Source organism: Sphingobacterium sp. UBA7253 (assembly GCF_002472745.1).
Classification (GTDB): Bacteria; Bacteroidota; Bacteroidia; order Sphingobacteriales; family Sphingobacteriaceae; genus Sphingobacterium; species Sphingobacterium siyangense.
Genome location: NZ_DKSP01000183.1, coordinates 1 through 19,616 on the forward strand (window position 1 = coordinate 1; position 19,616 = coordinate 19,616).

Below are 19,616 nucleotides of genomic sequence, written 5' to 3' on the forward strand. Positions count from 1 at the left end.
CGCCTAGAAAAGGAAAAAAGTGACAGCTAAAGATCTTCCCAGATTGAAAAATAGGGGTCAATATCGAAATGATGAAAAAAGCTATGCGTGTACCACAGAAATCCAATCCTAAAATTTATTTAGGACACAAGTGATTTGACAACGGATCAGTTAAAGAATACCGAAAAATGGTTAGCCATAGTAACGAAGGAGATTTCCTAACCATTAATAATTTTGGTCAGGCTACCGTCAATGACCTGATTAGAGTAGTAGAAAATGACAGCCTGGATAATCAAAAACAGGCCAAGTTGAGTGTCTTAAATCAATTGTTGCAGGACGACCAACCCATCAACCTTAAAACCATAAAAAAGGATAGTATCTTTCTTTCTGACGCAGCATGGGAAGAAGCTTACGTAGGTTGGGAAAACCCAGCGAGAAATTATTACACAGCAGAATCTAACGCTTTATTTTTTCTAGAAAACAGCGCTAAGGTATATCGCAAAGGATTATATGCCCATGCACCATCCCTATATAAGTACAAGCTTGCAAAAAAGTGGCGGCAATTAAAAATCATCGCAGCTTTACGTGACGGCGCTCAAAAACCAGAGGGCATTCAATTTATCATCCGTGGTAATAGTAAAATCCTTTCTTCCCATAATGTCAAGCCCAATGAACAGTATCTTTTTGATCTAGATATCACAGGTGTCGATGATCTTGAGCTCCTTACGCAAGATCAAAGTGGCAACAACTTTAATGCGTGGTCAATTTGGTGCAACCCATATCTTATAAAATAAAAAAACGACTCCCCCTATTCATCTAGTTCGCAAAGGTATTTCCAGAAGGTTATATATTCCCGGAGCTGGCCAAACAATTTGATCTCACTGCTATGTCTACCAATTGCGGCTGTTAGGCCTCATGAAAATTAGGATAAACAGTTTTTTGCGCCTATTACGTAATTTAAGTCTAGAAATCATTTTGCTTAACTATTCTTTCGCCGTCAATGATGATTTTCCCTATATTTAATCACCGTCATGCGACGAACATACTCTTTGACAGTTAGAAGGATAAAAAATGGTTAAACTACCTCAATCTTATTACACTAATACAAATACCATATTCCTGGCGGAAGATCTGTTAGGAAAAGTTCTCTATACGCAAAAAGATGGCCTGGTAACAGCGGGTAGAATTGTCGAGACCGAAGCTTACTTTGGCATTATGGATAAAGCATCCCATGCATTTAACGGAAAGAGAACATCGAGAACCGAGCCGATGTACAAGAAAGGTGGCGTCGCCTATGTATACCTCTGTTATGGGATTCACCATCTGTTGAATATTGTGACTTCTGGAGCAGACGATCCCCAATGCGTTCTAATTAGAGGGATTGAACCGCTGGTTGGCATTGACGTAATGGCATTGCGGAGACCTGTGCGGCCCGAAAAACCCTCCTTCTCCAACGGACCGGGATCTACGGCTAAAGCTTTGGGAATTGACGCCTCATTTAATGGCGTATTATTGACCGGTGATAGCATATGGATTGAAGATCAGGGAATAAAATACAGTTCAGCACAAATCGGAAAAGCAGCACGAATCGGTATCGCTTATGCTCAGGAGCACGCAGTCCTACCCCTGCGTTTTTTTGTAAAGGACTGTAGATACGCCAGGAACGGATAACATAAAAATGCGGTTTATTGCTAAACTTTCGGGTCAGCCTGCTGTTTTTCGATTATTTTTCTGAACAGGACAAATTCTAAGACGGTGCTGGCTAGATAAACAACAGAAAAAAGGAGCAGCATTTTTAACGGGTCGAGAACCATATTATATTTATAAACTCCAGCCAAAATATAAATAATCAGTAAGACCAGACAAACAGCAGGTATTCCCGAAAATGTCAAAAACGATAATACTTTATTTTGGCGAATTTTTTCGATGTGATTTAGAAAAAATAGTAAAGAACATAAAATCACTACGAAAAGGTAAATTGTTGAAAAACCTAAATTGACAACAATGTCCAGTATAACTATAATCGTCTCCAGAAATCCTGTAGCAGCCGTATTCGTCTCTGCAATAACAAGTCGGTATAGGATAAATAGCGCGACACTTATCAGTACATTAACGAACCAAAATCTGAATATAATTTTCCCCATATTACCCGTATTTTTATAATTACTGTTGTCTATTCATCGATAACACTTTTAAGTACGCTTACAAAGATATCAAGTTATTTTCCGGGAGTGATGTACGAATATAAATTCTGTCTCCGCGAATAATAATTGTTCCGCTGTCCAATAAGCCTAACGGAGGATGAAACGATGCCAAATCCCGCTCGTCCAGAATTAATCCAAAATTAACCAACTGCTAAAATTAATCGCTTGAAACTAGCCCGTTTTTGAAGGATGTACGGATCAAGCACGGATATAACACTGATCAGGCACAAGGGACTAGTGCTTTTAAAATGCATTAAACGTACTTAGGAGGCACCTCCATTTTGGATAAAACGGCTATTTTTCCTCTTCGGAAAGCTTACACGGAATTTAACTTAAATAAAATTTATTCAATATATAACTTATATTCGAGGTCAATAGAAGGAATTATACGAGTCTTCTACTGCAAATCGTATTTGCAACCAAAATTGGTATATTGCGCTGCAATATAGTGTAAATTTTAAATTATCCGGATCTATTGACTGAATACCCTAAAGCAATTAAATTCAAATATTCATGGCGCAAGTACCAACAACGGGTACTTGAAGAATTACAAGAGCATCTTAAAGATGGTCATTTACATGTGGTGGCACCTCCCGGTTCAGGTAAGACGGTTTTGGGGCTTGAAGTCGCTATACGCATCAATAAACCAACCCTAATTCTCGCACCGACGCGTGCAATCCGTAACCAATGGATACAACGGTTCTGTGAACTTTTTCTTCAAACGGACACCATGCCGGACTGGATCTCCAGGGATATCCGGAATCCAAAATTTTTCACCGTAGTAACCTATCAGGGACTGCATGTTGCCTGCAATGATCAGGATGCGCCGGAGCTCGGGTCAAACCTTGAGCTTATCCTAGAGGAATTGAAATCGCAAAAAATCGGTACGATTGTCGTCGACGAAGCACACCATCTTAAAAATGAATGGTGGCATATATTAACCCATATAAAGAAAAAGCTGAAGCCAACGGTTGTTGGTCTAACAGCAACTCCACCTTACGATGTCAACCCAACAGAATGGCAGCGCTACATGGATCTCAATGGCCCCATAGATGCAGAAATTTCCGTCCCCGAACTTGTCATTGAGGGAGATCTATGTCCACATCAGGATTATATCTATTTCACCAGTCCTAGCCAAAAGGAAAGACAGTTTATTGCCGATTATAGGGATAGCATGCTTAAACTGTTTAAGGAATTAAGCAGCGACAAAATCGTACTTCAGGCAGTCCAAAATCATCCGATATGGTTAAACCCGATGGATGATCTCGACTGGGTTTATAATAACCTGAAATATTACTCAGCATGCTTAATTTTTCTCCATGCCAACCAAATTCCAATTCCCGAGCTCCATATGGAGATCATCGGTGGCAAGGATTTTAAAATACCTCACCTGGATTATGAATGGCTCGAAATTCTACTTGAATTTTATCTGTACCAGGAAAAGGTACATTTCAATGCGTTTGAAGAACACCGCAACATGCTAGAAAATAGATTACAAAGGCATGGTGCCACGGAAAGAAAACGGGTGAACTTTTCCCAAAATAGCCGTGTCCGACAATATTTGACATCCAGTATCAGTAAAATGGACGCTATTACAGCGATTGTGGATTTTGAATATGAAAAATTGGGTAAAAACCTACGGTTGGTAGTCCTTTCGGATTTCATCCGAAAAGAATTCCATGTAAGCACCGACCACAATACGCTTGAATTGAACAAAATAGGTGTTATCCCTATTTTCGAAAAATTGAGACGGGAAAATAAGAATAAAAAGAAAATCGCTGTACTTACAGGATCCATGATCATTATTCCGGCAAGCACTTACGCTGCATTTCAAACCACTGCTGCAAAGTATGATATTTATGACAGCGCCGCGAGCCCTGTTCCTTTTGAAGCAAATTACCTTTTAATAAACCAGACAGAGGGACTTAAACACGATATCGTTCACATCGTCACACAGCTATTCCAGGCTGGAGAAATTGAAGTCCTACTGGGGACCAAGTCATTGTTAGGTGAAGGCTGGGACGCTCCGGCAATCAATGCCCTGATTTTAGCGAGCTTTGTCGGCTCATTTGTACTTTCCAATCAGATGCGGGGTCGGGCTATCAGAGCACAACAGGGCAATAAGGACAAAACGTCAAATATCTGGCATTTGGTATGTGCAGACTCCACTTCCGCAACGGGCGGTGATGACCTTAAATTATTAAAGCGACGGTTCAAAAGTTTTGTCGGCGTCTCGCTGCGACAAGAACCTGAAATTGAAAATGGTATAGGCCGTTTTGATCTACCCGAAAACATAAACAACGTTGGGGAAATTTCACGGAAAAATGCGGAAATGTTGCTATTTGCTGCCGACTGAGAGAACCTCAGACAGCGGTGGAATGATGCGCTTAGCAAAGGAGTGAATCTCGTCGAGGAGATCAAGATACCTTTTGCAGAAAAACAAGATTATCAACGTGTAAAATCATTGTATCTCAACAAAACAATTAGAAACCTACTCGCGACAGTGGGCGCTGCCTGGCTTAGTTTTGGACTTGACAATGTGCAGGGATTTTTTAGGCCATTAAAAAATATGCAAAGCCTAAAAGATTTTTATATTTACATGGCCAGCTTGGGTGCAGTCGGAATGCTGCTTTTCGGGAGAAATACCGTCAGATCACTCAGACTATATTTGAAATACCGAGATATTTCCAAAGATCTCAACCAAGTGAGTTATGCGCTCTTAAATGGCTTGCTAAAAGCTCATATCATACGGACTGATCGAAACGAAGTACGCGTAGAAATGCAAGTTGACCGCTCGGGTTCCGTTTACTGCCATTTAGAAGGGGGTACAACATACGACAAATCAATATTCATCAATGCATTACAGGAGATTATAGCGCCGATCAATAATCCGCGTTATGTGATTGTCAGGAAAAACAAATTTGCTTTTTTTGTCAAGCAGGAAGATTATCATGCTGTTCCGGAACTGCTGGCACGCAAAAAAGAGTTCGCCGAATATTTTAGCAATCAGTGGGAAGCACACGTAGGGAATTGTGATTTAATCTTTACCCGAACAATTACTGGCAGAAAATTGATCTTAAAAGCACGGGCGAAATCATTAGCGGCACAACTGGATGAAAACGTACTGCAGGTAAGTAAGTGGCGGTAAAGTAATAAATCAAAAAAAAATCAACAATAGGCAGGAAATTTTGAATCGTAATATGCGAATTTTTATAAAAACGTTATGCTAAATAATACCTTTGATCTGCAAATAGAAGGTACACCTTCTGAATTTGGGGATCAGTCAATTCTCGAGAATTTTAGATTCCCAAATGGAAAAGCTTTTCCTAAATCATACAAATCCTTTGTAAAAAACTATGGATACGGATTAGCATTAGGTGAATTTCATATTTATATTCCGATGGGCAACTATGGAGATTCATTAACTGTTAGATCCGATGAAATTAGAAATACCTATATTGATGATGTTAAAAATGATGATATCTGGTTTGAAATAGGTCCTGACTGCTCGCTGCCAATCGTAAAGCGATTGTTTCCCTTCGCTTCCAGCGACAATGGCTACTATCTCTTTTGGGACTATGAAATTGATGCAGCAGGCGAACTGGATATTTATATAACAGATTTTAAGGGTACAGGATTTAGAAAAGCTGGCAAATCAATCGATGAACTCATTAGTAATTTGACTGGCCGTTCTATTAAAGAATTTCTCCCATTCTGCAGCCATCCACTACCGCGGACTTTCAAATGTTTAAAGAAAATTGAATGAGCACTATCTAACTACTCGAGCGCCGCCACAATTGCAGGATCCTCGGGATCTATTTTTGGAAGAAAATGCTTCACAAGCCTGCCATTTTCATCGATTAGATATTTCTGAAAATTCCACAAGACAGCAGAACTTTCTACGCCGTTCAAGCTTTTGTTGGTCAACCACTGATAAATAGGCGCCTGCCGTTTTCCTTTAACATCAATCTTTGCTGCCATCGGAAAAGTTACGCCGTAATTCCGTTGACAAAAAGCAGCTATTTCGGCATCCTTACCAGGTTCTTGGTCTAAAAAATCATTTGAAGGAAAACCTATAATAACCAACTTATCACTGAATCTTTTATATAAGCGTTCAAGACTCTCGTACTGAGGTGTAAACCCACATTTAGAAGCGGTGTTTACAACGAGTATCTTTTTACCTTTAAATTGCGCGAAATCAATGGACGAGCCGTCCAACCCCTTAACTTTAAATCTATATAGCGTAGCTGATTTCAAAGCCATATCTACATTAACGTTACCATTGGTGAATAAATAATAGGCCACACCTGCGGCGACTACCGCAACAATGAATAAAATTATAAAGAGCATTTCTTTTATTTTTTTTTGAAACATGACAATCGATATAAGCACGAAACCATCCCAGAATCGTCTTTACTTAGGTCGATGAACACCCTTGGACTTGCGACCAAGGACGATACATAACAACCTTGCCGATCAACGTTGTACAAGGCAAAACGTATTCTGCAAAGTCTTATAAACGATGAGTTCAGCGTTTACAATGGATTAAAGTTACTAAAGAAAGTCTGAATTGGAAATGAAAAATGCTTTTCTGATCGCATAATAAACAGTATAAAAACCGAATCTTCATGACAAAGATTCGGCTACACTATTAAACTATATAAACCAATTGTGTACGTTAAAGTTGACTCATTGAGGGGATGTTGGCCTATTTGGGCTTAGCCCTATCTGTCCCTTTAGCATCTTCCCACCATCCATTGTAATCCGGAGATAATAATCTGAAGAACAAACAGTCCCATCTTCATCCATAGATTTAATCCCCAGCCCAACAGGAACATCCTGTTGAGTTGCAGCTGTCTTCGCTATCTGATTGGATTCGTTGTACTCATCAAACATGGACACATACATACTCTTGACACCAAGCGCGGTCAAACTATAGAATTGTCGCCACATAAAATCACCATGTTTTCGTTGCCCCTCCTGCAGTGACCCCGGCAATACACAGGGCTGATAGTCTATGTTATTTAAATTGCAAAACTGTAGATCAGCATTTTGGATATGCTGCGCATAATGATCCACGTCTGCAATGGTTCCGATGCGGCCTACCATCCAAGGTGACAACATATCAAATGATTTGTAGACATCGATATAGCCTTGTCTCGAATCTCCTCCTGTTTGTGCCAACCTCCAGTGTGTTGGCGTACCGCCCATGACATAGCAGCCTTGATCGCGAAACCACTGAATAACCTCCAGACAAACGGCTGCTGACCAGGGATGGTTGTTGTCATTAAAACCGAATCCCCAAATACCGACCACAGGCTTCCCGTTCTGTTTGGCATAGGCAGTAGACTGGGTATATTGTTTCATCAGATTTAGCCAATCATTTTTTATTTCAGCCTGCATATTAACCCAAGCCGACACATCATACATGATATAGAATTTGATACCATGTTGCTCGGCGGCAGTTTTAACTTTAGCCGTAATCGCATTACGAATGGGACCTTCTATCCCTGTGGGATTAAATCGCTGCAATGCCGCCGTGTGGATACCGTAATCCTTCATCCATTTAAATTGGACATTGACTGTCTGATCGTCAAATGAAGAAAACAGAGATGCAGGCGAACCATTGCCCAATGCCGGTAAATTGGTATTGTATTTTTTTTGTATTCGCTGTTGTCAGGCCAAGAAGGAATATGGAAATTACCTTGGGTCGGGGTCTGCTGCCAAGCCTCAGTCCAGTGCCACCAATGTGTTCCCATGGGTGAATTGTCACCCGCACAGGAAAACCAGCCCTGGTATCCCACGGTAATCTGCCCAACGACATCGCCTGTCGCGGAAAGCCCATTGTTGCCATTCGCTTTTTTGGCCTCCCCTTTCGGGATAGATTCTTCAATCTTCTTTTCGCTCTTTGAACAGGACATCATCAAAGCGATCAACAAAAAGATAATACATACTATTTTTTGCTGTCTAATACTCATAATTAAGTGTTTTTTTATAAATGGTTGAAAATGGGTTTATACATATTGGTTTATTTCAATGTTGGCCCCCATACCTTCCCGATGTTCCGGAAGGCTAAAGTTTTACTGGGGTTATTCTTGAAATCAAAGTTATTATGTACCATTAATGAACTATTAACAAGAAATTAATGGCTTCCATAAATCTGTATAAAATGAAAAATTATTTATAAATACGTTTAATGTGCGTACAATAATTTTGCTGTATATTGAAAATAAATGCTGCACCAGTTTATTTATAAAGAAGTAATCGAGCTGAGCGATCCGATGAGGTTTTCTTTCGAAAAAAGAAAACAATACGATCTAAATTCTGTATATTAAATGAACTCAATGGTCGATTTTTTTCTTGACTACAACTATTTCTTCTTTAGCGGAAGACCAAAGTTCCCTTGGGTAATCGTTATTTAATTCGAATAAATTAAACTAATATAAATCTCAATCCGATTTTCAATGAAAATTACGTTAACATTAACCCTTATCATGTTTATACAAGTCCTATTTGGACAGAAGTCTTTAACGCCTCAATGGCAATCGGACACCACCCTAAGATCTCCAGAGTCCGTTTGGGTAGATGCCAAGAACAAAGTACTCTATGTTTCAAATACGATCGCCTTCGAACCTAATACTACAGCATTCATCAGTAAACTGGATATGGACGGAAAATTTATCAAAAGAGATTGGGTTACAGGACTCAATGCTGTTTTGGGTATAGGAATCCACAAAAACCGGCTCTATGCGGCTGAAGCATTCTCTAAATCCATTGCCGTCATCGATACGGATAAAGCAAGCATCGTCAAAAGAATTACCATTGATGGCGCTGAGCTACTCAACGACATTACCGTTGACTCAAAGGGTATCGTTTATGTAAGTGATACGCGACTTGGAAAAGTCTATCGCATTGAAAACGAATCTCCTATGCTTTATGCAGAAAACCTAAAAGGTGCAAATGGGTTGCTGGCTGTCGGCAAAGACTTGTATGTGCTATCGGATGGCGCGCTTGTTAAGATAGATCAGGATAAAAAAACTACCGTAATATCGAAAGGTATGGAAGGCGGATTGGACGGTGTCGTACAAATTAAACCCAACGAATTTGTAGTTTCTGGCTGGCAAGGACTGATCTACCATGTCAAACCTGACGGCTTCAATGCTGTATTACTTGACACACGTGACAAAAAGATAAACGCTGCCGATATCGGATACGATAAATCTTCAGGTATGCTGTATGTGCCTACCGTTAGGAGTAACAGCGTTCAGGCTTACAAATTGGACTAGATGATTTAATGGATATACAGGCAGATGAAGCTTTCCACGTTTACCCCTTATACCAAGTCATTTAGAAAGGCTTTTTTGATTATTCCTTTTTTCGTTGTGATCGATGTATTTTGCGAGATTGTTCAACCCCGTCTGATGTCTATCATTGTCGACAACGGAATCTTGCATAAAGATATCAACTACATTTTGAAAATTGGATTGGCCATGATCGGATTAGCCATCGTTGCTATCGTTGCCAATTTATGCAACATCTATTACTCTGCACACGCGTCGGTGGGTTTTGCGACGAATCTCCGGACGGCCTTGTTTCGAAAAATACAATCCTTTGCTTTTGCGGATACCGATTATTTCAGTTCGGCCTCGCTTACAACACGGCTCACCAACGACACCAATATGATGCAGCAAGTCATGATGATGTGCTTGCGTATGCTTCTAAGAGCACCCCTTATGATGGTTTTTGCCATTATCTTTGCAGTTTCTATTAATAAGGATCTGTCCATCGTGATGGCCATTGCATTACCTATATTGGCCTTAAGTATTTTTATTTTATTACGCAAAGGACTCCCCTTTTTTATCAAGATGCAACAGGCAGTTGACCGTGTCAATAGTGTTGTGCAGGAAAATCTACTCAATGTGCGGGTAGTAAAAGCTTTTGTACGACAGGATTTTGAGAAAAAGAAATTCGACAAAGTGAATTTCGATCTGATGGATGTTGCCACCAAAGCTTCGAGCATCGTTGTCCTTATCATGCCTGTCATGCAATTGGTGATGGGTTTGTCGCTTGTTGCCGTGACCTGGTTTGGCGGACAGAAAGTAATGACCGGAACGCTTGCGCTGGGTGGATTGATGTCATTTCTAAGTTATATCACGCAAATCCTTATTTCTTTGATGCTGCTTTCATTGACTTTCATGATGATTTCAAGGGCAATCGCTTCTGGCGATAGAATTGAAGAAGTTTTAGAGAAACAACCCTCCTTAACGGATACTGCGGAAGGCCTCCAAAATAGATACGCCATCACAGCGGCACGGATCGCATTTAAGCAAGTCACTTTCCGTTATAACTTACAAAGTGAAAAACCCAACCTTGACAATATTAGCTTCGAAGTAAAGCCTGCGACTACCCTTGCAATCATAGGTGGCACAGGTTCGGGAAAGAGCACTTTGGTACAATTAATTCCACGACTATATGATGTGTCTGAAGGTGCCGTTTTAGTAGATGGCGTCGATGTCAGAAATTACCAACTACAGGAACTGCGCAGCCAGATTGCGATTGTGTTGCAGCAGAACCAACTTTTTTCAGGAACTATTTTAGAAAATCTCAAATGGGGAAATGAGCAGGCAACAGAAGAGGATATTTATGCCGCAGCTAGGATTGCCTGTGCAGACGATTTTATACGCTCCTTTCCCAGCGGCTATCAGACACTACTGGGACAAGGAGGCGTCAATGTTTCAGGAGGACAAAAACAACGCATATGTATTGCCAGGGCTTTATTGAAGAAACCTAAAATCTTGATTATGGACGACAGTACAAGTGCTGTGGACATCGATACCGATCGAAAAATACGTGAAGGTTTAAAAAATTATCTGCAGAACACCACACTATTAATTATCGCGCAGCGTATTTCGAGCGTCATGCATGCCGACCAAATATTGGTCATGGAAGAAGGCCGCATTGTCGGTTCTGGATCACACGATGTACTTCTGCAAACAAATACCAGCTATCAGGAAATTTATCAGTCACAACACCTGCAAAAAGAAGAAGCCTAATGAGTACCTCAAACAAATCCATTCCCGTGAGTTTACCTGGCCCCGGTAGTTCAAGACGCATTAAAAATGAAAAGCCTCAACAGGGATTTAAAGCTTTATGGCGATTGATGCGCTACCTTTCTTCGCAACGGCTGATGCTCCTGCTGATTTTAATTTCACTTTTGCTGGGAACTGCGGGGACACTGGCAGGCAACTACCTTTTACGACCTGCGATCAACAATTATGTCCTCAAAAAAGATATTGTTGGTCTAGGACATATTGCCCTGGTCATGATCGGAATTTATATCGCTACAGGAATTTTCAACATGTTGCAATACCGACTGACCATAAAGGTGGCACAGAAAACGATTTCTAACCTCCGAAATGATCTGTTCGACCGCATGCAGTACCTCCCTTTGCAATTTTACGATACCCATCAGCATGGTGATCTGATGAGTCGCTTCACCAATGACATGGATACAGTAAGCGATGCCCTGAATAATAGTATCACACAGCTTTTAATCAGCTCAATTACTTTGTTGGGGACACTCGCCCTCATGCTGTATATCAGCCCTATCCTGTCGATTATTGCATTGATCATGATTCCGCTGATGTTATATCTGGCGAAACTGATCATCAACAAGAGCAAGAGTTTTTTTGCCGCCAACCAAGCTGCGCTCGGCAATGCCAATGGCTATGTGGAGGAAATGATCAGCGGACAAAAGGTAGTGAAGGTTTTTGCCCACGAAAACGCTGCCATAGAACAATTTGAGCAGCTTAATCAGGTACTGCGGGAAAAAGCAACAAAGGCCCAGTTTTATTCTGGAATGATGATGCCTTTGATGGCGAATATGAGCACCATTAATTACGCGCTGACTACCATCGCAGGAGGTATTCTAGTGATCACACGTGGATTTGATTTAGGGGGGTTAACTGCATTTTTACAGTATGCACGGCAATTTGGACGGCCTGTAAACGAGATTTCCAGCCAATACAACAGCTTACAGGCAGCTCTTGCGGGCGCAGAACGTATTTTTGCCGTTATTGACACTGCTCCTGAAAGTGAAACGATAGATCCATTGCCAATGCCGGCCCCGATTCAGGGCCAAGTGACACTATCGCATGTAAATTTTGGCTATGTACCCGAAAAACAGGTTTTATTTGATATTGACATCGACGTAAAACCAGGACAAAAGATCGCTTTCGTGGGTGAGACCGGCGCCGGCAAGTCGACAATTATCAATTTGCTACCTCGCTTCTACCCTTTGCTATCCGGGGATATTCTTTTAGACAAGACATCGATTTTTAAGTTGGATCGCAATGAACTGCGTAAAAAACTGTCTATCGTATTTCAGGACACCCATTTGTTTACCGATACGGTCATGGAAAACATCCGTTACGGCAAGCTCACAGCAACGGATGATGAAGTGATAGCGGCAGCAAAGCTTGCTGCCGCAGATAGCTTTATCATGCAACTGCCACAAGGGTATAAAACCGAATTGACCAATGACGGGGCCAATCTGAGTCAGGGACAGCGGCAGTTAATTAACATCGCCCGGGCAACTGTGGCCAACACGCCAATCTTAATATTGGATGAGGCGACCAGCTCAATCGATACACGCACTGAAATTTCTATTCAGGAAGGTATTGACCGGTTAATGCAAGACAAAACAAGCTTCGTCATTGCCCATAGACTCTCGACCATAAGGAATGCCGACGTAATCTGTCTGATCGAAAAAGGAAGAATCGCCGAGTTCGGTTCGCATGCAGAACTCTTAAAGCAAAAAGGTAAATATTATCGTTTGTATATGGGACAGTTTGACTGATCATTTCGAGGTTTTAATACGATACTCCTTTCATGAAAGAAGCCTTGTTTCGAAAAATATTGCAGCTTACGAAATTCAAGTTCATCGATTTTCTGAAAGATGGCTACAACATTCTGACATTTGGATACATCTACGGGCAACTTTACACAGAACTTTGTCTCAAGAAAAAAAAGATTATGAAAGTATTTATAACCGGAGCTTCAGGCTTTATAGGTTCAGCAATCGTTCAAGAAATGATCGATGCGGGACATCAAGTAACTGGTTTAGCACGCTCAGAAAAATCAGCAGAGATAATCGCCAATTTGCGTGCTAAGGTAATCCGTGGCGATCTTCAACACTTGGATATATTAAAACAAGCCGCTTCAAGCGCCGACGCCGTCATCCATACGGGGTTTTCCCACGATCTGATGTTTGCAAATGAGTATGCAAAAGCTGCCGAAATTGATATCAATGCGATCAATGCCATGGGCGAAGTGCTGCTCGGTACACAAAAACCGCTTGTCGTTACAGCTGGAACCTTGGGTCTACCACTTATCAACGGGTTCGTCACAGAGGAAAGTACACTCCTAAATTCACCGAGAGGTTCAGAACCTTCGGCAATGGCCCTGGCAGCAAAAGGTGTCCATGCTTCAGTGGTTCGCTTACCACCCTCTGTTCACGGCAGCAGTGATCTTGGCTTTATGGCAGGCTTCACATCAAGTCTGATCCAATTTGCACGCGATCATGGTGTTTCGACCTATCCCTTAAATGGGGACAATCGTTGGCCAGCAGTTCATCGTTTAGACGCTGCAAAAGTTTTCTGCAAGGCGGCCGAGAAAGCCGAAATTGGGGCATTGTACAACGCTATTGGTGAAACTGGCATTAAAATCAGTGCAATTGCTGAACTGATCGGCACGAAATTACATTTGCCTGTTACTTCATTACGGGGTGAAGATATTGTCAAACATTTCCAATGGCTGAGCCATTTCATCACCTTCGATAGCCCGGCGACAAGTTTTGAGACACAGCAGCAATTAGATTGGTCGCCTACGCATATCGGTTTATTGGAAGATGTTCATCAGAATTATTTATAAATTTGTTATATGCTACAAAGTCGAACACAGCGTATAAAAACGATCAGTGAATTTCATCAATTAAGAGGTTTACCACAGCCTGAGCATCCATTGCTCAGTGTTGTGGACTATTCAAAGATGAAACGTTCTCCTTTGGATGATGCATCGGCCTTATTGTTTGATTTCTATGTCATTTCCAATAAAAGAGGCATCACAGGCAAAATGCGCTATGGGCAGCAGCTCTTTGATTTTGACAACGGTGTACTCGGCTTTATGTCGCCCAATCAATTGCTGAAACTGGAAGAAAATGACGCTGTTACCAACGTAAACCGAAGCGGGTGGATGTTGCTTATTCATCCGGACTTTTTATGGAATACCACATTGGCGAAAACCATTAAAGAGCATGAATTCTTCGATTATTCGGCAAATGAAGCTTTATTTCTTTCAGAAAGTGAAGAGAAAACACTAAACGATATTATTGAAAATATCCAACGGGAATATCGAGCAAATATGGACAAATTCAGCAAGAACATTATTGTATCAAACCTCGAAACATTACTGAATTATTCGGAGCGTTTTTACAACCGACAATTCCTGACGCGAGAGAAAGCCAATCATCACGTTTTAAATCGCCTGGAAGAACTGCTGAATGCTTATTTTTCTACAGATGGTTTGGTCTCAAAGGGTCTTCCATCCGTTCAATATATCGCAGATAGCTTAAATATTTCCTCTAAGTATCTCAGCAGTTTGCTTAAAGTAATAACGGGGCAAAGTACCCAACAGCATATTCACGAAAAACTGATTGAAAAAGCAAAGGAGAAATTGTCAACAACGGCACTTTCTGTTAGCCAAATCGCCTATGAATTAGGCTTTGAACATTCACAGTCATTCAGCAAATTGTTTAAAACAAAAACCAAACTTTCGCCCCTGGAATTTCGCGCCGGATTTCACTAAGCTACTGAAAGCTAACGAAAACCATAGAATGACCATTGGATATGGGAGAAATGATCCCGGTGGGCATGGACATTATAATTTAAGAGGTGAAGATCAAAAAAGAAACAGCAGACCGCGCAATGTCTATTGCCAGTTCTGCTGTTTGAATCAAAAGTTATTTTTCTTTTTGATCTTTAACTGCATCCTTAATCGCTTTTGTCTCTTCGGCAGTCTTAGCACTTATTTGATCTTTATACTTATCAAATTCATCAGAGACCTTATCAGCCATATGGCCTGCTGTCTCGCTAATTGAGGATGACACATGATCATACTCTTCTTTCACTTTATCGGCTACTTCTTCGTATTTATGTTTTGCCTGCTCTTTGAGATCCCTTGTTTTTGCCTTGATTTTCTTTCGCGTTTTTCTTCCACTATTCGGTGCCACCAATACACCGACCAATGTACCAATTGCCGCTCCCGCCACCATTGCCAGAAGTAATCCCGTTGAATTATTTTTTCCGCCGCACATCTTTAATTTCTTTAAACAATCGTAATTAAGCATATATTTCAAAATGATATGTTGTTAAAACTCTTACAAATTCTAACAATAAAAGCAAAAGATTAGTTTGTCATATTTAAAAAAATGTACAACAAACTAGATTGCAGCATCACATGAACCGAAAGACGCTAAAGATGAGCATTCAGTAAAGGCCTGGATCAAATAGCACTACTGGACACGACTTTTTAGTTCTGTCCCCAATTCAGTGTTGATTTTCCTTTGTTTGAAGTATTGAAAAATGACTGCAATAATAAAAAGCACAAAAAGTACAAAAAGGGTCTGTCCAATAATTGGATCATTTGTATCCTTTGCCAAGGGGTGTCCGATTGGAACTCTGGTAAAGGTCTCATTAATGGTGGGCACCAGCGACAAGAAAAAACTGAATGACCATAGAAAATTCTCAAAATACCGAGCCTTCGTACTACTTTTCTTTATTGCGTGCAGCCAATAGGCCACCGTGACAAGAACCAAGATGAAGAGTGAAAAAACATGCCCGGCATTGAAGCCGCCCTGTTTCGAAATTCCTAATGCCGTAAGAGAAGTGATGGATGTCGCATAAAAATATAACTTCCCCGATAATACTTTAAGATTGATCTTGCCATAGCTGATAAATCCTAATACAGCACCTAAAAGTGCTGTAAGACCAATAACTGTGTGGAAAACTCCTAAACCTGATAAATTCATTTTTTCTATTTTTAACGTTGATAATTTCAAAAAAATGTTCCTATAATGTAAGGTCGTTGTCACGCTTTCACGGCACAATCCATGGAATAACAACCCTTTAATGGAACACTACAAAGTTGCAATAGAATAAGAAAAATAGTTTTTTGATTTCGTTCAAAGATTTGATATTTTAGTTCAAATAACAGGACTACAATCTTATTGGAGAAAACTTGGTCCCCTCGATAAAAATGGAATACCATATACAAATAACCATTGGTTTTTAGTTGCTTTTAAGCTGTCGACGATAATTTGTTGGCGATATGTGGTATTTGTCACTAAAACTCTTTGTAAATGTTGCAAGGTCGTTAAATCCACAGTTAAAGGCAATTTCGGAAACACGCTGATCGGAAACCAAAAGGAGCTCTGCCGCCTTTTCGAGCTTCTTATTTTTGATGTAGCTGGCAGGTGTATCACGATATAATTTGGCAAACTCTCTTTTAAATGAAGAAACACTCAGATTATTCTGTTCCGCAAGCTGCTCAATGGTCAATTGGGAAAAGAGATTGGCTTCAATGATCTGTTTAAACGAATAGGTACTTGAAGAAAAAAGCTGTGATAATATCACCCGTATGACCGACGCGTTTCTCGTTTGGGACAGGAGCAATATAATTTCTTTTAATTTGAGCACCAGTATATCTTCATTGATCAATGAAGGATTTTCAAAATAGAACAGCAAGCCTTCGACATATTTCTGGATCAGGAAATCATTGTCAATTTTTTCTTTTGATTGGTTTGAAATGATATTTTCGGGTTCAAGCAGCAACGAGGGCAACTCTCTATCGTAAACTTTCTTCAAGGTATCGGGATAAAAAGTGACGATTAACAGCTGACAATCCTGCGTTGGATTCACATCGTGGATTCGCTTTCCAGAATTAATACAATTCAGCAATAAGGAATAATGCTTCGCAATAGTTAGCTCTTCGTCATTTGCTTGGTATTGCATCTCCCCTTCCAGCACATAGAGGAAGCAAGCCTGTTCCGCTACTGGAAATTCAAATGTAAATGGTGCCTTCAAAGCAATTTTTTGCATCATCGGTCTTCCAAATAGCTCATATTTTTTGTAATCGTTTACCATTGTGCCACTCAATTTCTCAAATTTAACGATTGAGTTCCGTATAATTAAAATGACCGTTGTGCAATAGAGTCTTATTTTCTAAATTTCCGTTAAAATAGATTCATCCAATCGATGTATTTTAAATTGGTTAAACACCTGTTGATATTAGTCTAAATTTACGTCTATTTTGACACCAAGATTCTTGCAGCTTACCTTTAAGACATGATCTACCCAAATGCATAACATAGGCTGTTTTCCTGGTTTGTTTTGATCCCAGTCTTCTTTCCAGACAATGTCGATCGTTTTACCATGATAGTCTAAGTTTCCGAGGTAAAAATAATCCATTTTGCCCGCAGGTATCAGCGGCTGAAGCTGAAAGCTGTTGTGATGGGTAGCCTTAAAGCCAATGAGATCTGCTATGATCATGTCAGGATAGGTTGAATGAAAATAATCACTCTGTCCACCAAATTGCTCGCCATCACTTGGTATATACCATTCACCGATATTTGGCTGGGCATAACCGTGAAGTCGGGTAAGCATCATAATTTGTTCGTAGAGGATCTCTTCGTCCTGCGCAGTGATTTGATTCTTATAATTTCTTAAATAGTTACTGTATGCTTTATAGACGACCGAGTTTTGAAAAGGCCATCCTCTGCCGTTCCAGGCATAAGCCTGCTCATTGTAATAGGGATGTTGCCTTTCGGCCGTGGTCATTCCTTTGTGGTTATTGAAACCTTTTTCAGAAGTAAACATCGCCCAAGCTACTTCATACTTCTTATTATCCTCAGGCGGTATCATATTGAAATACCAGGGGGTATAACCAACGGATTCCCGCACCCGAGCTTCGTAATCCCGAACACCATAGGCGTTGTCACCAGCTGTTAAGGTATTAAAAAATCCATCATCTGAATTCCAAAGCGTCCGGAGAAATTTTCGGCGTATTTCCTGACTTCTGACCTTATAGTAATCTGCTTTCGCCTTATTCTTAATCGAAGGATGTTGTTGCTGTTCCAGTCTATAGAGATTGTACAATGCGTTGTTATTTCCAAAGGAATAACTTCCAACGGATGGGCGCACCAAATAAAAATCAGGATAACCTTTGGTAAATGCTAATGGAAAGTCCTTCGCTGCAGTCGTATTTGCTGCCTTGTCTGTCGTCCCCCAACCTAAATAAAGGTCTCTCCAGATACTATCGGTATAAATAGCATAGGGCCCTTTACTTTCAATTAAGCCAAGTACCGCCGAAAGGCTGAACTCCATGCCATCATACAGATCCAGAATTTTGTACATGCCGTCGGTCTTCGCATTTGCATTTTTTACAGTGAATAGGCTATCCAAAAGGTGCTGGTGGGTCTCCATCGCCGGAAGCATCTTTTGCGTCCAGGCCTGATCGGGATGAATTTTTAAAAATGATTCAATACCATCGACCATCCAGCTGGAAAAATGAACACTTTCGGGCCTGCTCAAATGGGTCAAAAAATTACCGTTTTCCCTTTGATTTATTTTGGAAGCTGATCCAAGCATAAAATATTCGGCATAAGATCGAAGGTATTTTGGATCACGAAGCCAACGTACATCGTAAAACTGATGCGCTGTTGGGCAGGTAATCGCTCCACTCAAGGATCCCCAGGCGGGATACCCGAAAAATTCTGTTATCACCCAATATTCCTTTGAATCATGTGGATCGTAATAATCCCGAAGATGCTTGCTGATCATCCACCAACGATAATTATAAACGCGACTTAGGGTATCGTTGGAACTCTCAAAATACGGAATGTTATTGACCAAGAATTCTTTGTTGTTGGATTCGTCAAAAGCACCGTCCGATTTTGGCCGGTGCTCGTAAGCATTGAACTCCTTTATATTGTCTGTTAAGTTATTTTTTGCCACTTCCTTTAAACGATCAAGTTCATGGCGATATATCGACTCCTGCTTACCCAAAAATCCTCGATTACTCGAACAGGAAAAAAGAGCACCTAGAACCAAAAAGGCTGTGCTGCTTAAAACAATAGATTTTAGAAAAACGGAGCGACGTTGTCTTTTCATGTGGTTATATGGAATAGAACGAATTTATAGTTGATCTGCTATAACTTAAAAAATTAGCATTAACGTCCATCCGAAGGAATCAACAGGAGATTGATAGGCTTTCATCGCCGTAATTTTCTACAGGACAATTCTTGATGAAGTTAAACACAAGATCTAATCCAAAACTATAACAAACAAAGGCCTAATCAACAGAATTTTTATGACAATT

General features: G+C 40.5%; 18 protein-coding genes. 10 read left to right on the forward strand and 8 right to left on the reverse strand.

The window, feature by feature from the left end; all coding sequences use genetic code 11:
- Positions 1–167 precede the first annotated feature (167 nt).
- Both B2X72_RS18555 and B2X72_RS18560 read left to right on the forward strand, forming a co-directional pair.
- Positions 168–773 (forward strand): NPCBM/NEW2 domain-containing protein, encoded by a 606-nt coding sequence (locus B2X72_RS18555; RefSeq protein WP_286851003.1) that lies wholly within the window; start codon positions 168–170, stop codon positions 771–773.
- A 277-nt stretch (positions 774–1,050) separates the two neighbouring features.
- Positions 1,051–1,650 carry a DNA-3-methyladenine glycosylase gene (locus B2X72_RS18560; RefSeq protein WP_286851004.1) on the forward strand — a complete coding sequence of 200 codons (600 nt, stop codon included), beginning with the start codon at positions 1,051–1,053 and terminating at the stop codon, positions 1,648–1,650.
- Positions 1,651–1,670: 20 nt separating this feature from the next.
- Here B2X72_RS18560 and B2X72_RS18565 read toward each other — a convergent pair whose 3' ends face one another.
- On the reverse strand, positions 1,671–2,123 hold the full coding sequence (locus B2X72_RS18565; protein WP_286851005.1) for a hypothetical protein: 453 nt from the start codon (positions 2,121–2,123) through the stop codon (positions 1,671–1,673).
- A gap of 535 nt (positions 2,124–2,658) precedes the next feature.
- Here B2X72_RS18565 and B2X72_RS18570 point away from each other — a divergent pair.
- The 3 genes from B2X72_RS18570 (at position 2,659) to B2X72_RS18580 (ending at position 5,949) form a co-directional block, all read left to right on the forward strand.
- Positions 2,659–4,539 (forward strand): DEAD/DEAH box helicase family protein, encoded by a 1,881-nt coding sequence (locus B2X72_RS18570; protein ID WP_286851007.1) that lies wholly within the window; start codon positions 2,659–2,661, stop codon positions 4,537–4,539.
- Between the two features lie 42 nt (positions 4,540–4,581).
- Positions 4,582–5,331, forward strand: coding sequence for a hypothetical protein (locus B2X72_RS18575; protein WP_286851008.1), 750 nt, complete (start codon positions 4,582–4,584; stop codon positions 5,329–5,331).
- 75 nt (positions 5,332–5,406) lie between these two features.
- The gene (locus B2X72_RS18580) at positions 5,407–5,949 is read left to right on the forward strand and encodes an SMI1/KNR4 family protein (protein ID WP_286851010.1); all 543 of its coding nucleotides are present in this window, start codon (positions 5,407–5,409) and stop codon (positions 5,947–5,949) included.
- A gap of 11 nt (positions 5,950–5,960) precedes the next feature.
- Here the strand turns inward: B2X72_RS18580 and B2X72_RS18585 are convergent, their stop codons facing one another.
- From B2X72_RS18585 to B2X72_RS18595, 3 genes are all read right to left on the reverse strand, one after another.
- Positions 5,961–6,533 carry a glutathione peroxidase gene (locus tag B2X72_RS18585; RefSeq protein ID WP_286851011.1) on the reverse strand — a complete coding sequence of 191 codons (573 nt, stop codon included), beginning with the start codon at positions 6,531–6,533 and terminating at the stop codon, positions 5,961–5,963.
- Between the two features lie 339 nt (positions 6,534–6,872).
- Positions 6,873–7,745: a glycoside hydrolase family 71/99-like protein gene (locus B2X72_RS18590; protein ID WP_286851012.1), complete on the reverse strand. Its 873-nt coding sequence runs from the start codon at positions 7,743–7,745 to the stop codon at positions 6,873–6,875.
- Positions 7,742–8,161, reverse strand: coding sequence for a hypothetical protein (locus B2X72_RS18595; RefSeq protein ID WP_286851013.1), 420 nt, complete (start codon positions 8,159–8,161; stop codon positions 7,742–7,744). Before B2X72_RS18595 ends, B2X72_RS18590 begins: the two co-directional genes overlap by 4 nt.
- A 486-nt stretch (positions 8,162–8,647) precedes the next feature.
- Between B2X72_RS18595 and B2X72_RS18600 the strand changes: the two genes are divergently transcribed.
- The 5 genes from B2X72_RS18600 (at position 8,648) to B2X72_RS18620 (ending at position 15,047) form a co-directional block, all read left to right on the forward strand.
- Positions 8,648–9,469 carry an ATP-binding protein gene (locus B2X72_RS18600; RefSeq protein ID WP_286851014.1) on the forward strand — a complete coding sequence of 274 codons (822 nt, stop codon included), beginning with the start codon at positions 8,648–8,650 and terminating at the stop codon, positions 9,467–9,469.
- 24 nt (positions 9,470–9,493) lie between these two features.
- Complete coding sequence (locus B2X72_RS18605; protein ID WP_286851015.1) at positions 9,494–11,236, forward strand: ABC transporter ATP-binding protein; 1,743 nt, start codon at positions 9,494–9,496, stop codon at positions 11,234–11,236.
- Positions 11,236–13,041 (forward strand): ABC transporter ATP-binding protein, encoded by a 1,806-nt coding sequence (locus tag B2X72_RS18610; RefSeq protein WP_286851016.1) that lies wholly within the window; start codon positions 11,236–11,238, stop codon positions 13,039–13,041. Before B2X72_RS18605 ends, B2X72_RS18610 begins: the two co-directional genes overlap by 1 nt.
- A gap of 176 nt (positions 13,042–13,217) precedes the next feature.
- On the forward strand, positions 13,218–14,114 hold the full coding sequence (locus B2X72_RS18615) for an SDR family oxidoreductase (protein WP_286851017.1): 897 nt from the start codon (positions 13,218–13,220) through the stop codon (positions 14,112–14,114).
- A gap of 9 nt (positions 14,115–14,123) precedes the next feature.
- A complete protein-coding gene (locus tag B2X72_RS18620; RefSeq protein WP_286851018.1) occupies positions 14,124–15,047 on the forward strand; it encodes a helix-turn-helix domain-containing protein in 924 nt (307 codons plus the stop codon).
- Positions 15,048–15,201: 154 nt separating this feature from the next.
- Here B2X72_RS18620 and B2X72_RS18625 read toward each other — a convergent pair whose 3' ends face one another.
- From B2X72_RS18625 to B2X72_RS18640, 4 genes are all read right to left on the reverse strand, one after another.
- Positions 15,202–15,588, reverse strand: a complete 387-nt coding sequence (locus B2X72_RS18625) for a YtxH domain-containing protein (RefSeq protein ID WP_286851019.1) — start codon at positions 15,586–15,588, stop codon at positions 15,202–15,204.
- A gap of 165 nt (positions 15,589–15,753) precedes the next feature.
- Positions 15,754–16,269, reverse strand: coding sequence for a hypothetical protein (locus B2X72_RS18630; protein ID WP_286851020.1), 516 nt, complete (start codon positions 16,267–16,269; stop codon positions 15,754–15,756).
- Between the two features lie 259 nt (positions 16,270–16,528).
- Positions 16,529–17,395, reverse strand: coding sequence for an AraC family transcriptional regulator (locus B2X72_RS18635; RefSeq protein WP_286851021.1), 867 nt, complete (start codon positions 17,393–17,395; stop codon positions 16,529–16,531).
- 132 nt (positions 17,396–17,527) lie between these two features.
- Positions 17,528–19,408, reverse strand: a complete 1,881-nt coding sequence (locus tag B2X72_RS18640) for an MGH1-like glycoside hydrolase domain-containing protein (protein ID WP_286851022.1) — start codon at positions 19,406–19,408, stop codon at positions 17,528–17,530.
- Positions 19,409–19,616 lie beyond the last annotated feature (208 nt).